Origin of the sequence: Serratia liquefaciens ATCC 27592 (assembly GCF_000422085.1) — a bacterium.
Lineage (GTDB): Bacteria > Pseudomonadota > Gammaproteobacteria > Enterobacterales > Enterobacteriaceae > Serratia > Serratia liquefaciens.
Genome location: NC_021741.1, coordinates 1 through 12,782, shown reverse-complemented (window position 1 = coordinate 12,782; position 12,782 = coordinate 1). Strand labels below are relative to the sequence as shown.

At 55.9% G+C, this 12,782-nt stretch carries 11 protein-coding genes; 2 read left to right on the top strand and 9 right to left on the bottom strand.

Going from position 1 to position 12,782, the window contains the following annotated elements:
- Positions 1 to 35: 35 nt before the first annotated feature.
- Genes dgoD through dgoR form a run of 4 tightly spaced genes read right to left on the bottom strand, consistent with a single transcriptional unit; the run spans position 36 to position 3,370 of the window.
- Positions 36 to 1,184, bottom strand: coding sequence for a galactonate dehydratase (gene dgoD / locus M495_RS00055; protein ID WP_020824640.1), 1,149 nt, complete (start codon positions 1,182 to 1,184; stop codon positions 36 to 38).
- On the bottom strand, positions 1,181 to 1,798 hold the full coding sequence (locus M495_RS00050) for a 2-dehydro-3-deoxy-6-phosphogalactonate aldolase (RefSeq protein WP_020824639.1): 618 nt from the start codon (positions 1,796 to 1,798) through the stop codon (positions 1,181 to 1,183). Before M495_RS00050 ends, dgoD begins: the two co-directional genes overlap by 4 nt.
- Positions 1,782 to 2,675, bottom strand: a complete 894-nt coding sequence (locus M495_RS00045; RefSeq protein WP_020824638.1) for a 2-dehydro-3-deoxygalactonokinase — start codon at positions 2,673 to 2,675, stop codon at positions 1,782 to 1,784. Before M495_RS00045 ends, M495_RS00050 begins: the two co-directional genes overlap by 17 nt.
- Positions 2,672 to 3,370, bottom strand: coding sequence for a D-galactonate utilization transcriptional regulator DgoR (gene dgoR / locus M495_RS00040; protein WP_020824637.1), 699 nt, complete (start codon positions 3,368 to 3,370; stop codon positions 2,672 to 2,674). Before dgoR ends, M495_RS00045 begins: the two co-directional genes overlap by 4 nt.
- A 273-nt stretch (positions 3,371 to 3,643) precedes the next feature.
- On the opposite strand from dgoR, the gene M495_RS00035 reads away from it, so the two are divergent.
- Complete coding sequence (locus M495_RS00035; protein ID WP_020824636.1) at positions 3,644 to 4,612, top strand: threonine/serine dehydratase; 969 nt, start codon at positions 3,644 to 3,646, stop codon at positions 4,610 to 4,612.
- Positions 4,599 to 5,540 (top strand): ornithine cyclodeaminase family protein, encoded by a 942-nt coding sequence (locus M495_RS00030; protein WP_020824635.1) that lies wholly within the window; start codon positions 4,599 to 4,601, stop codon positions 5,538 to 5,540. The genes M495_RS00035 and M495_RS00030 overlap by 14 nt, the downstream gene beginning before the upstream one ends.
- Positions 5,541 to 5,583: 43 nt before the next feature.
- Here M495_RS00030 and yidA read toward each other — a convergent pair whose 3' ends face one another.
- The 5 genes from yidA to dnaA form a co-directional block, all read right to left on the bottom strand.
- Positions 5,584 to 6,399: a sugar-phosphatase gene (gene yidA / locus M495_RS00025; RefSeq protein WP_020824634.1), complete on the bottom strand. Its 816-nt coding sequence runs from the start codon at positions 6,397 to 6,399 to the stop codon at positions 5,584 to 5,586.
- A 123-nt stretch (positions 6,400 to 6,522) separates the two neighbouring features.
- Entirely contained in the window at positions 6,523 to 8,937 is a 2,415-nt protein-coding gene (gene gyrB, locus M495_RS00020; protein WP_020824633.1) for a DNA topoisomerase (ATP-hydrolyzing) subunit B, read from the bottom strand.
- An 18-nt stretch (positions 8,938 to 8,955) separates the two neighbouring features.
- On the bottom strand, positions 8,956 to 10,041 hold the full coding sequence (gene recF, locus M495_RS00015; protein ID WP_012004508.1) for a DNA replication/repair protein RecF: 1,086 nt from the start codon (positions 10,039 to 10,041) through the stop codon (positions 8,956 to 8,958).
- Between the two features lie 155 nt (positions 10,042 to 10,196).
- Positions 10,197 to 11,297, bottom strand: a complete 1,101-nt coding sequence (gene dnaN, locus M495_RS00010; protein ID WP_020824632.1) for a DNA polymerase III subunit beta — start codon at positions 11,295 to 11,297, stop codon at positions 10,197 to 10,199.
- A 4-nt stretch (positions 11,298 to 11,301) separates the two neighbouring features.
- A complete protein-coding gene (gene dnaA, locus M495_RS00005) occupies positions 11,302 to 12,699 on the bottom strand; it encodes a chromosomal replication initiator protein DnaA (RefSeq protein ID WP_041414068.1) in 1,398 nt (465 codons plus the stop codon).
- Between the last annotated feature and the right edge of the window lie 83 nt (positions 12,700 to 12,782).

Sequence of the window (12,782 nt, the reverse complement as noted above, 5' to 3'; positions counted from 1 at the left end):
CAGCGTTAATTTACAATGTGTTATTTAATAAAGAATTACCACTCGGCAACGGCACCGTCCGGGTGACGCCATATCGGATTACGCCAGTCAGGCGCCTGTTTACTGCGTTCGATCACCAGTTCTTCGTTGATCTCTACGCCAAGACCCGGCTTGGTCAGTGGATAAAAATGACCATCGGTCATTTTGAAATCCTCTTTATTCACAACATAATCCAGCAACTCGGCACCCTGGTTATAGTGAATGCCCATGCTTTGTTCCTGGAACACCGCGTTGCGCGCTACAAAATCCACATGCAGACAAGAGGCCAGCGCGATCGGCCCCAGTGGGCAATGCGGTGCCAACGCGACGTCATAAGATTCCGCCATGGCAGCAATCTTAAAGCATTCGGTAATGCCGCCGGCGTGGGACAGGTCAGGCTGAATAATTGCCAGGCCACCGTCCGCCAACACCCTTTTAAAATCAAAACGCGAGTACATACGTTCACCGGCGGCAATCGGGATATGGGTCTGCGCAGCCAGTCGTGGATAGTATTCCGCCTGCTCCGCCAACACCGGCTCTTCTATAAACAGCGGGCGATAAGGCTCCAGCTCTTTGATCAGGATTTTCGCCATCGGTGCATCAACACGCCCATGGAAGTCCAAGCCAAACTCGATCCTGTTGCCAAAAGCTTCGCGGATCTGCGCAACCACCGCCACCGCAGCATCCACCTTGCGCGCGCTGTCGATAATGCCCATTTCTTCACAGCCGTTCAGCTTAAAGGTATCGAAGCCGATTTCCGTCAGCTTGTTGATTCCCGCTATCACATCGGAGGGACGGTCGCCACCTACCCAGCTATAGGCCTTGATTTTGTCACGCACCAGACCACCCAGCAGCTGATAGACCGGCACACCCAACGTCTTACCCTTGATATCCCACAACGCCTGGTCGATACCGGCTATCGCGCTCATCAGTATCGGCCCGCCACGATAGAAACCGCCGCGATACAGCGTTTGCCAGATATCGTTTATCCGCGCCGGATCCTGGCCGACCACATATTCCGACAGCTCATGTACCGCCGCTTCTACACTACGCGCGCGCCCTTCAATAACCGGCTCGCCCCAGCCGACAATGCCCTCGTCGGTTTCAATTTTCAGGAACATCCAGCGCGGCGGCAGCCGATAGGTGGTCAGTTTGGTTATTTTCATTGAGTCGCTTCCTTATAGGCCCGAACAAATGCGGCAGCCTGCTGTGCCGTGCGCTCAACCGATTGACCGGCGCGATAGAGATCGCCCCCCAACCCGGCACCCGCACAGCCTGCGGCCAGATATTGATGCAGGTTTTCCGGCGTAATACCGCCGACGGCAAACACCGGCACCTGCGGTGGCAATACTGCCTTCAATGCCTTTATGTAATCTGGGCCAAAGGACACCGACGGAAAAATCTTCAGCGCCTGGGCGCCGGCTTCCAGCGCGTTGAACGCTTCCGAGGCGGTGGCGCAACCGGCACAGACCGTCATGCCGAGCTCAACCGCCCGGCGGATCACCGTCGGCTGGGTGTTGGGCGTCACTACCAGTTTGCCCCCCAACCTGGCCAACTCATCGACCTGTGTCGATTGCAGCACGGTGCCGGCGCCAATCAACGCACGATCGCCGTATTTTTTTACCATATCGCCAATGCTTTGCTGCCAGTCCGGCGAGTTCATCGGTATTTCGATCGCGTCGAACCCTTCACGTAATAGTGCCTGGACGTGTTCGCCTACATCCTGCGGCGTAATACCGCGCAAGATGGCGATCAACGGCAACTCAGTATTCCAGCTCATGCACAATGCTCCTTATCCCCGATTGAAAAGCCCGATCGCCGTCCAGTATCTGGTGGCATATCCCGGCCATATTCAGCGCCTGAGCGTAACGTTCACCCAGTTGCGGATTACCGATTACCGTGAGCTCCGCTCCCGGCGGCAGCGGATACTTACGCTGCATCTGCGCGACCTCGTTGCCAATCAGCAACCCCGAAAGCCAGTCGCTGACCGCGCTTTTTTCCAGTTTTCCAAGCACATGAGCGGCACGGGTTTCAAACAGGCTGCGCACAATATGAGTTTCATGCATGCCGGTCTCCAACCCACGCACAAATGCCTGCGGATCAGGATGCTGCCTGCCCAGCCCTGCACCAATCAGCGAATGCTGGAGCAGCAGATGATGCAACTCACCGGTCATGACCGTGCGGAAATCGGCCAAAGTATCCCCCTCCATCCGCACCCATTTGCTGTGGGTGCCGGGCATCACATACACCGCCGAGGGCCGTTCCGCATAAGCGCCAATCAGTTGGGTTTCTTCACCGCGCATGACATTGCAATTATCTGCACGTTCGACGCATATTCCCGGGATGATCCATGCGGAATAAGGTAAAGCCTGCTCTACCACGGTTAACTGCTGCGCCACATCGTTCAGACGGGTTGGACATTGCAGATAAGGTGCCTGCAACCAACCGGCATTGCTGCCGATCATCCCCGCCATCACCACCGGCAGCGGTTCCGCCCAGCGAGCCATCATCTCACTGAAAACCTGCTGCGGCGAACGGTCGCCAAGGCGGGTAACACCGGCCTCCGACTGCAGGCTGTCGACACAGACACCCTGTTCGTAGCGCCAGACACGCAAGTTAGTGGAACCCCAGTCAATCGCGATAAAGCTGTCACTCATGTAATGTCCTTTAACCTTTTGGTAGAGCTGGCAATCATTGCCAGTGCCGCCTGTTCGGCAGCATCTGGATCCTGATGACGGATAGCGTCATACAATTCCCGATGCTCACGCAGGGTACGCGGCATATTGCCCTCATCCGGCATATAGGTACGCTCAAACACCGCGCGCTGGAGCGAACTAATCGCTACGCTAAGTTGTTGCAATACCGGGTTATGCACCGCCGCCAGCACCGCTTCGTGGTAGCGGATATCAGCTTCATTGAAGCGTTCACGATCCTGGTGATGGGTCATCATGTCGTTCAGCGCCGACTCAATCACCGCCAGTTCGCTGGACGTCGCCCGTTCCGCTGCCCAGCGGGCTATAGAAGGCTCCACCAGGTTACGAACCTCGCTCATCGCAGCAATCAGCCGTGGGTCGTAATCCTGGGCCAACACCCAGTTCAGTACGTCGGTATCCAGGTAATTCCACTGATTGCGCAGGGTGACAAAGGCGCCGCGATAGCGTTTAACCTCGACCAAACGCTTTGCCATCAACGCGCGGAGCACTTCGCGGATAATGTTGCGCGAGGTCTGAAACTCTTCGCACAACTCGGCCTCGGCCGGCAGTGGTGAACCCGGCATATACTTTCCGCCGACGATCTGCCGGCCAATCTCAATAATGATTCGGTCTGTTTTCCCGATCTGCTGCTTATTCATAATGACTCCGTGGCGTTCGCCATGCTGTGGTGACGGATTCACTTTACCCGTAGCGCCTGCTGGCGTCCTGCGGTTGCAGCACAATCTTCATAACTCACTCACCTACCGACGCCTGATTGTAGTACTAATTATTAATATCGTACTACAATCAAGATCACAAAACAGACAATAAGATAAACGCCTTCTGGTTGTGTAACTTCGGGGTTTACATAAAAGACTAAAAAGTACAAACTGGATTTTAAAGTCTATACCACCTTCTTTACTGGAGCCGTCATGAGCCACTTATTCGATGCAATTGTTTCCGCCCATCAACAATTGCGCCCACAGGTTCGCGTCACCCCACTGGAACGCAGCGTACTGTTGTCGCAACGCTTGGGTTGCGAACTGTTCCTGAAATGCGACCACCTGCAGCCTACCGGCTCTTTTAAGTTTCGCGGCGCCAGTAATAAACTGCGGCTACTGAGTGAAGAGCAACGCCAACGCGGAGTGATCGCCGCCTCCAGCGGCAATCATGGCCAGGCGATGGCGCTGGCGGGAAAGTTGATGGGCGTTGAGGTCAAGGTTTATGCGCCGGAAACGGCAGCGGCGATAAAACTCGATACCATTCGCGCGCTGGGAGCCCAGGTAGAGCTGGTGGCGGGCGATGCGCTGAATGCCGAGCAGGCGGGGGAAAAGGCGGCGCAGGAACAAGGGAAAGTTTATGTCTCTCCCTATAATGACGAGCAGGTCATCGCCGGTCAGGGGACCTGCGGCATGGAGCTGGTCGAACAACAGCCGGATTTGGATGCGGTGTTTGTCGCGGTGGGTGGTGGCGGCTATATTTCGGGCATTGGCAGCGTTTTGCAGCAACTATCGCCGAAAACGCAGCTAATTGCCTGTTGGCCGGAAAACGCCACCAGCATGTACAGCGCATTGGAAGCCGGCCACATTTTCCCGGTGGAAGAGCAAGATACCCTGTCCGACGGCACTGCCGGGGGCGTGGAGCCCGGTGCTATTACCTTCTCTCTGTGTCAGCAGTTGATCGACCGCAAAGTCTTGGTCAGTGAAACTGAAATCAAGCAGGCTATGCGCCAAATTGCCGTCAGCGATCGCTGGATTATCGAAGGGGCTGCCGGGGTAGCCTTAGCCGCCGCCATCAAACTGGCACCGGAATTTCAGGGGAAAAAAGTGGCCGTCGTCCTGTGCGGAAAAAACATCGTGCTCGAGAAATACCTCAAGGCGATCGCCGATGAAAATCCTTAACAAAAGGCAGATACTTGAAGCTTTCGACGCAGATGCCACCACGTTACTGCTAAAAGAAGGGTTTATTGCCTATTCAAAACGGCAGGTACAGCAACCGCCGGTACAACATTTTCTGTTTGAGCAGGCAGCCGGTGACTGCTGTATTAAATCGGCGTGGCTGGAAGGAGACGAGCAATTTGTCCTCAAGGTTTCCTCCGGTTTTTACCGTAATCCAGCGCAGGGGTTGGCCAGCAATCAAGGGCTGATGATGGCTTTCTCAGCACAAACCGGTGAACCGCAGGCGTTGTTGCTGGACGAAGGCTGGTTAACCGCATTACGCACCGCTCTGGCCGGGCGCATCGTCGCCGAACTGTGCGCACCGACGGAGATCCCGGCCATAGGTATCGTCGGCTGCGGCATGCAGGCCCTGCTGCAGTTGCAACAGCTAAAACCTCTGACCGCCTGCCGTGAAGTCTGGGTATGGGGCCGCAACGAGTCGGCGCTGCAAGCCTACCGTCGCCGTGCCGAGGCCGAAGGATTTCGGGTGCATACAACCCAGGATGCGGCAGAACTGGCGGCACACTGCCGGTTGATTATCACCACCACGCCCAGCCGAGAGCCGATTCTGCGGGCGACGGATATTCGGCCCGGCACCCACATCACCGCGGTAGGCGCCGATTCCCATGGCAAGCAGGAACTGGAGAGCGGTCTGGTGGCCAGGGCAGATGTGTTGCTGGCAGACTCTGTGTCTCAATGTACAGAATACGGCGAAATCGCCACGGCTTATCGGCAAGGATTGTTGGCTTCGATACCCATCGTCGAATTAGGTACCGCTCTGGCGCAAGGAAAGAAGGTGCGCAGCGATCCGGAGCAAATCACCCTGGCCGATCTGACCGGGTTGGCGATTCAGGATGTGCAGATTGTGAAGGGAATTTTAGCGCGGTTATAACGAAATTAAGGGGCGCAACTGCGCCCCCTGATGCAAAACAACGTTAGGCATTCAGCACAAATTTCTGGATGGCGCGTGCCACGCCGTCTTCGGTATTGGTGGTGGTCACAAACTGCGCCACCGCCTTCAGTTCCTCAATGGCATTGCCCATGGCCACGCCAACGCCGGCATACTCGATCATTGCGGTGTCGTTGGCTTGATCGCCCAACGTCATCACGTTTTGCTGTGCAATACCGAGATGATCGGCCAGCATTTTTACGCCGGTCCCTTTATCCACGTTCTTATGCAGGATCTCCAGGAAATACGGCGCGCTTTTCAGGATGGTATAACGCTCCCGCGTTTCAGCCGGGATGCGGGCGATGGCACGATCCAACAGCTCAGGCTCGTCAACCATCATCAACTTAGGGAAACGGATCGCCGGATCCATCTCTTCCACGCTGCGGTACTTGAGCGGAATGCCGGTCATCTCCGATTCATGCACGGTGTATTTGCCGATATCTTTGTTCGGTGTATACAACGTATCGAAATCAAACGCCTGATAGTGAACGCCGAGTTCACGCGCCATCTGCTCGAAGTAGAGATAATCCTCAAAGCCCAGCGTTTCCTGCAGGATGCAGGCACCATCTACCGCCTTCAAAACCAGCGCACCGTTATAGGTAATACAAAAATCACCAGGTCCCTGAATGTCCAACTGACGCAGATAGTCTTGCACGCCGACGTAAGGCCGCCCGGTGGCCAGCACCACATGCACCCCTTTGCGGCGCGCCTCGGTGATTGCCTGCTTTACCGACGGCGTAATTTGGTGCTGCGGGTTGAGCAGCGTGCCGTCCATATCAATCGCAATCAGTTCAATAGCCATTCGATCCTCTCCCAGTGGTTTTTTTCCATGCTAACGCGTTTCAGCCCGCCGTGTCAGCGTCAAAAACGGCGTAAAAAAATCCGCGCGGGTTGCCCGGCGCGGATTTTCACAGTCATCAATGCGTTAGATATCGATATTTGCCGCTTTCAGGGCATTCTCTTCGATAAAGGCACGACGAGGTTCGACCGCATCACCCATCAGGGTGGTGAACAATTGGTCTGCAGCAATGGCGTCCTTCACGGTCACGCGCAGCATACGGCGGCTTTCCGGATCCATGGTGGTTTCCCACAGCTGCTCTGGGTTCATCTCGCCCAGACCTTTATAGCGTTGTACCGCCAGGCCGCGACGTGACTCTTTCACCAGCCACTCCAATGCCTGCTCGAAACTTTCAATCGGCTGACGGCGCTCACCACGTTCGATGAAGGCACCCTCTTCGATCAGACCGCGCAGTTTCTCGCCCAGCACGCAGATTTTGCGGTACTCGCCACCGTGGATGAAGTCGAAGTCCAGCGCGTAATCGGTATCCACACCGTGGGTACGAATGCGCAGCACCGGCTCAAACATCTGGCGCTCGCGGTTCTCGAAGATCACCGAGTCATAGCTGCTACCGTGCTGCTCTTTGTCGTTCAGCAGTTTCACCAGAGAATCAATCCAGGTCTTAACCTTGGACTGATCGCTCAGATCTTCTTCCTGCAGAGTCGGCTGGTAGATCAGGTTGTTCAGCAGCGCGCGCGGGTAGCGACGCTCCATACGACCGATCAGCTTCTGCACGCTGTAGTGTTCGGCAACCAGTTTTTCCAGTTGCTCACCGCCCAGTGCCGGGGCGCTGGCGTTGGTGTGCAGGGTTGCGCCGTCCATCGCGATGGCGATTTGGTATTGATCCATCGCCTCGTCATCTTTGATGTACTGTTCCTGCTTGCCTTTTTTCACCTTGTACAAAGGCGGCTGAGCAATGAACACGTGGCCACGCTCGATGATTTCCGGCATCTGACGGTAGAAGAAGGTCAACAGCAGCGTACGGATGTGCGAGCCATCGACGTCGGCATCGGTCATGATGATGATGCTGTGATAGCGCAGTTTGTCCGGGTTGTACTCGTCACGGCCAATGCCGCAGCCCAGCGCGGTGATCAACGTCGCCACTTCCTGCGAAGACAGCATCTTGTCGAAGCGCGCCTTCTCTACGTTGAGGATTTTACCCTTCAACGGCAGGATTGCCTGGTTCTTACGGTTACGTCCCTGCTTGGCAGAGCCGCCCGCTGAGTCCCCTTCCACCAGGTACAGTTCAGACAGCGCAGGATCACGTTCCTGGCAGTCCGCCAGTTTGCCCGGCAGGCCGGCCAGATCCAGCGCGCCCTTACGGCGGGTCATTTCACGCGCTTTACGCGCCGCTTCACGAGCACGCGCCGCGTCGATGATTTTACCGACGACGATTTTCGCATCGCCCGGATTTTCCATCAGATAATCGACCAGCTTCTCGTTCATCAGCGTTTCAACCGCGGTTTTCACCTCGGAAGACACCAGCTTGTCTTTGGTCTGAGAAGAGAACTTCGGATCAGGCACCTTCACCGAAACCACGGCAATCAGACCTTCACGCGCATCGTCGCCGGTGGCGCTGATTTTAGCCTTTTTGCTGTAGCCTTCTTTATCCATGTAGCTGTTCAGGGTACGGGTCATCGCGGTACGGAAACCGACCAGATGGGTACCGCCGTCACGCTGCGGGATGTTGTTGGTGAAGCAGTAGATGTTTTCCTGGAAACCGTCGTTCCACTGCAGCGCCACTTCCACACCGATGTCGTCTTTGACGGTCGAGAAGTAGAACACGTTCGGGTGGATCGGGGTTTTGTTCTTGTTCAGGTATTCAACAAACGCCTTGATACCGCCTTCGTAGTGGAAGTGGTCTTCTTTGTCGGTACGTTTGTCTTTCAGGCGGATAGACACGCCGGAGTTCAGGAAAGAGAGTTCGCGCAGGCGCTTGGCCAGAATGTCGTACTCAAATTCGGTATTGTTGGTGAAGGTTTCATAGCTCGGCCAGAAACGGACCGTGGTGCCGGTCTGATCGGTTTCACCGACCACTTTCAGCGGCGACAATGGCTCGCCCATGGCATAGGTTTGCTCATGCACCTTGCCTTCACGACGGATCACCAGTTCCAGCTTCTCAGACAGGGCGTTAACAACGGAGACGCCCACGCCGTGCAGACCGCCGGAGACCTTGTAGGAGTTGTCATCAAATTTGCCGCCAGCATGCAGCACGGTCATGATCACCTGTGCTGCGGAAACCCCTTCCTCTTCGTGAATACCGGTCGGGATACCGCGGCCATCATCCTGTACCGAAACGGAATTGTCGGCATGGATGGTCACCTGAATGTCACTACAGTGGCCAGCGAGTGCTTCGTCGATAGCGTTGTCCACAACCTCGAATACCATGTGGTGCAGACCGGTGCCATCATCGGTGTCGCCGATATACATGCCCGGGCGCTTACGCACCGCGTCCAGCCCTTTTAATACCTTGATACTTGAGGAGTCATAAGAATTCGACATCAACGTTTCTCGCTCATTTTAGTCCTGTGGTTGAACCTCTATTTTACCTTGTTCCACGCGGAACATCTTGCCCTTTTCACCGGCCATATCGGTCACTTGTTCAGCGCTCACGGCACTGACAAAGACCTGGGCCTGGGTGGCTTTCAGGCGATCGGCCAGCAACCGGCGACGGCCGGTGTCCAGCTCGGAGGCAAAATCATCAATCAGATACAGGCAACGCCGCCCGCTCTGCCGGGTGAGAAACTCACCCTGCGCTAAGCGCAATGCGCACATCAGCAATTTAAGCTGACCGCGCGATAACAAATCCTCTACCGGCGTGCCGTCGGCACGAATGCGGAAGTCCGCCTTATGCGGCCCCACCGCGGTATAGGTTAACGCCCTGTCGCGCTCAAACTGGCGCTCCAGCAGCTCTCCGTAGTCGCTCTCTTTGTCCCAGCCGCGCTGGAAAGAGAAACTCAGGGCAAATTCGGGCAAAAACTGCGCGCACGTCGCGGTAATATCCGCGGCAATCGCGTCGCTGTAAGCTGCCCGCCACTCGCTGATGCGCTCTGCCAACGGGATCAGTTCCTGATCCCAGGCGCGGATTTGCGCATAGCGACTGACCTGGCGCAGCGCGGCATTGCGCTGCTTCAGTAACCGTTTCAGGTTGCTCCAGGCGGTGAAAAAACCGGGTTCGTTATGAAAACAGCCCCAGTCCAGGAAGGCGCGCCGGAATTTCGGCCCGCCGTTTAGCAGGGTAAAACCTTCGGGGGTGATCAGTTGCATCGGCAATAACTGCGCCAGTTCAGCCACTTTGTGGCCGTCGCTGCCATCGATGCGTACCTTGCTGTCACCCTGACGGCTCTTGCTTAATCCTACGGATATTTCACGTTCTGCACCGTCAATGCGGCCGTGCAAAATGAACTCCGGCTGGTCGTGGCGGATCACCCGGCCGGCCTGCAGGCTGCGAAACGCACGCCCGTGCCCAAGGGTATACACCGCCTCAAGCACGCTGGTTTTCCCGCTGCCGTTGGCACCAACCAGGAAGTTGAATCCCGGCGCCAGCGCCAAATCCGCCGCTTCTATATTGCGGAAGTCTTTAATCAGTAAACGCGTTAATGCCATGCTGCAGTTATCTTAATCATCGAACAGCCCAGGGCGTTATTGTCGCAGACCCTTTGCGTGCGGCCAGCACACAGCAACCGGAGCGTACACAGAGTACGTGAGGATTGCGAGCACTGCCCAATCGCAAAGGGGCAAGTAAGATAGCCCGATAAATTCTACAGCCGCATTGGCATGACGACGTAAGCAGCAGACTTACTGGCACCGTCTTCGATCTGCACGCTGGAAACCGAGTCGGTCAGCAGCAGACGCACATCTTCACACTTGAGCGCGTTCAAAACGTCCAGCACGTAACTGACGTTAAAACCAATTTCCATCTCGGTGCCGTCGTAGCTGACATCGAGGATCTCTTCCGCTTCTTCCTGTTCCGGGTTGTTGGCGGTGATCTTGAGCTGGTTCTGGCTAACGTACAGGCGCACACCGCGGAACTTTTCGTTCGACAAAATGGCCGCGCGGGCAAACGCCTGCTTGAGCAAGTCGCAGCCGGCTTCCAGCGTTTTGTCCGGGTTCTTCGGCAATACGCGGCGATAATCAGGGAAACGGCCGTCAACCAGCTTGGAGGTGAAGATAAAGTCACCGACGTGAGCGCGAATGTTGTTGCTGCCGATCTGCAGTTGCAGCAAGGTCTCACCACCGTCCAGCAGACGCACCAGCTCCATCACGCCTTTACGCGGCACGATCACCGAATGCGACGGCAATTCCTGGCCGATCGGCATCGAGCACACCGCCAGACGGTGACCGTCGGTCGCCACGGTACGCAGCTCTTCCCCTTCGGTTTCGAACAGCATGCCGTTTAAGTAGTAACGCACGTCCTGATGAGCCATCGAGAACTGCGTAGCTTCAATCAGGCGCTTCAGCGTTGCCTGTGGCAGCGAAAATTCAACTTCGCTCTGCCAGTCGTCCAGGTTCGGGAAATCCGCCGCCGGCAACGTAGAAAGTGAGAAGCGGCTGCGGCCGGAACGCACCAACATGCGCTCGCTTTCAAGCGTTACGGTGATCTCGGCCCCTTCAGGCAGACCACGGCAGATATCAAAGAATTTACGCGCGGGGACGGTAGTCGCGCCCGCTTCATGGGGCTGGGACAGGGCAACGCGCGCCACCATCTCCATCTCCAGATCGGTGCCGGTCAGCAGCAGGGAGCCTTCCGTCACCTGCAACAGCAGGTTACCCAGAATTGGCAAGGTTGGGCGGCCGCCCAGCGGGCTGCTCACCTGTTGCAGCGGTTTTAGCAGATGCTCACGTTCAACGATAAATTTCATAGCGCTAGGAAGATAATGTTCTGATTAAATTGGAGAAATCTTCTTTGATGTCGTGACTTTCCTCACGCAGCTGCTCAATCTTCCGGCAGGCGTGCAACACCGTGGTATGGTCGCGGCCACCAAACGCATCGCCGATTTCTGGCAGGCTGTGGTTGGTGAGTTCTTTTGCCAATGCCATCGCCATTTGGCGCGGGCGGGCAACGGAACGCGAACGCCGCTTGGACAACAAATCCGCGACTTTAATTTTATAGTATTCCGCCACCGTCTTTTGAATATTATCGATGGTGACCAGCTTTTCCTGCAGAGCCAGCAGATCGCGCAGCGCTTCACGCACGAAATCAATGGTAATGGCACGGCCGGTAAAGTTTGCGTTGGCAATCACGCGGTTCAGCGCACCTTCGAGCTCACGCACGTTGGAACGCAGGCGCTTGGCGATAAAGAACGCCACTTCGCCCGGCAGACGGATATCGTTCTCGTCGGCCTTTTTCATCAGGATCGCCACGCGAGTTTCCAGCTCAGGCGGCTCGATCGCTACCGTCAGCCCCCAACCGAAGCGAGACTTCAGGCGATCTTCCACGCCGTTAATCTCTTTCGGGTAGCGGTCTGAGGTCAGGATAATCTGCTGATTGCCTTCCAACAGGGCGTTAAAGGTATGGAAGAACTCTTCCTGCGAACGCTCTTTATTGGCAAAAAATTGGATGTCATCGATCAGCAGCGCATCGACCGAGCGGTAATAACGCTTAAATTCTTCAATGGCATTGTTCTGCAAGGCTTTGACCATGTCCTGAACAAAGCGTTCAGAGTGCATATAGACCACTTTGGCGTTGGCCTTGCGGGCCATGATGCCGTTGCCTACCGCGTGCAACAGGTGAGTTTTACCCAGGCCGGTGCCGCCATACAGGAACAACGGGTTATAGGCGCCGCCCGGGTTATCCGCCACCTGGCGGGCCGCCGCGCGCGCCAACTGGTTGGATTTACCCTCAACAAAGTTATCAAAGGTATGCTTTGGGTTAACGTTGGAGCGGTAGGAAAGTTCAGGCTGAGGAGCCGCGTTGTCCCAACTGGGGCGGGACGGCGCCACGGCGCGCGCTACCGGTGCGCTGGGTGCGCTTGCACTCACGCTGGCGGTAACGGTCTGGCTGATGATTTGGGAGATCGGTTTGCTGCCCACTTCAAAACGCAGCAAGGGGGCATCCGTACCGCAGAAATCATTCAACAGGCCATTGATATTGTTTAAGTACTTATCGCGAACCCAATCCAGCACAAAACGATTGGGCGCATAAAGCGCCAGGGTGTTGTCACTCAGTTCCGCCTGCAATGGGCGTATCCACATACTAAATTCTGTGGCAGGTAACTCATCCTGCAATCGGGCAAGACACTGCTGCCAAAGCGAAAGTGACACGGCGGACTCCACTCGAACAAGATCAATAAAAGAAAAGAATCAGGCTAATTTTTTATAACTCATGATTTTTGACACATACCCGG

Coding starts and splice junctions, on each gene's coding strand:
- recF (WP_012004508.1), bottom strand. CDS start 10,041: ATGGCATTAACGCGTTTACTGATTAAAGACTTCCGCAATATAGAAGCG.
- yidA (WP_020824634.1), bottom strand. CDS start 6,399: ATGGCTATTGAACTGATTGCGATTGATATGGACGGCACGCTGCTCAAC.
- M495_RS00035 (WP_020824636.1), top strand. CDS start 3,644: ATGAGCCACTTATTCGATGCAATTGTTTCCGCCCATCAACAATTGCGC.
- dgoD (WP_020824640.1), bottom strand. CDS start 1,184: ATGAAAATAACCAAACTGACCACCTATCGGCTGCCGCCGCGCTGGATG.
- M495_RS00030 (WP_020824635.1), top strand. CDS start 4,599: ATGAAAATCCTTAACAAAAGGCAGATACTTGAAGCTTTCGACGCAGAT.
- M495_RS00045 (WP_020824638.1), bottom strand. CDS start 2,675: ATGAGTGACAGCTTTATCGCGATTGACTGGGGTTCCACTAACTTGCGT.
- gyrB (WP_020824633.1), bottom strand. CDS start 8,937: ATGTCGAATTCTTATGACTCCTCAAGTATCAAGGTATTAAAAGGGCTG.
- M495_RS00050 (WP_020824639.1), bottom strand. CDS start 1,798: ATGAGCTGGAATACTGAGTTGCCGTTGATCGCCATCTTGCGCGGTATT.
- dnaN (WP_020824632.1), bottom strand. CDS start 11,297: ATGAAATTTATCGTTGAACGTGAGCATCTGCTAAAACCGCTGCAACAG.
- dgoR (WP_020824637.1), bottom strand. CDS start 3,370: ATGAATAAGCAGCAGATCGGGAAAACAGACCGAATCATTATTGAGATT.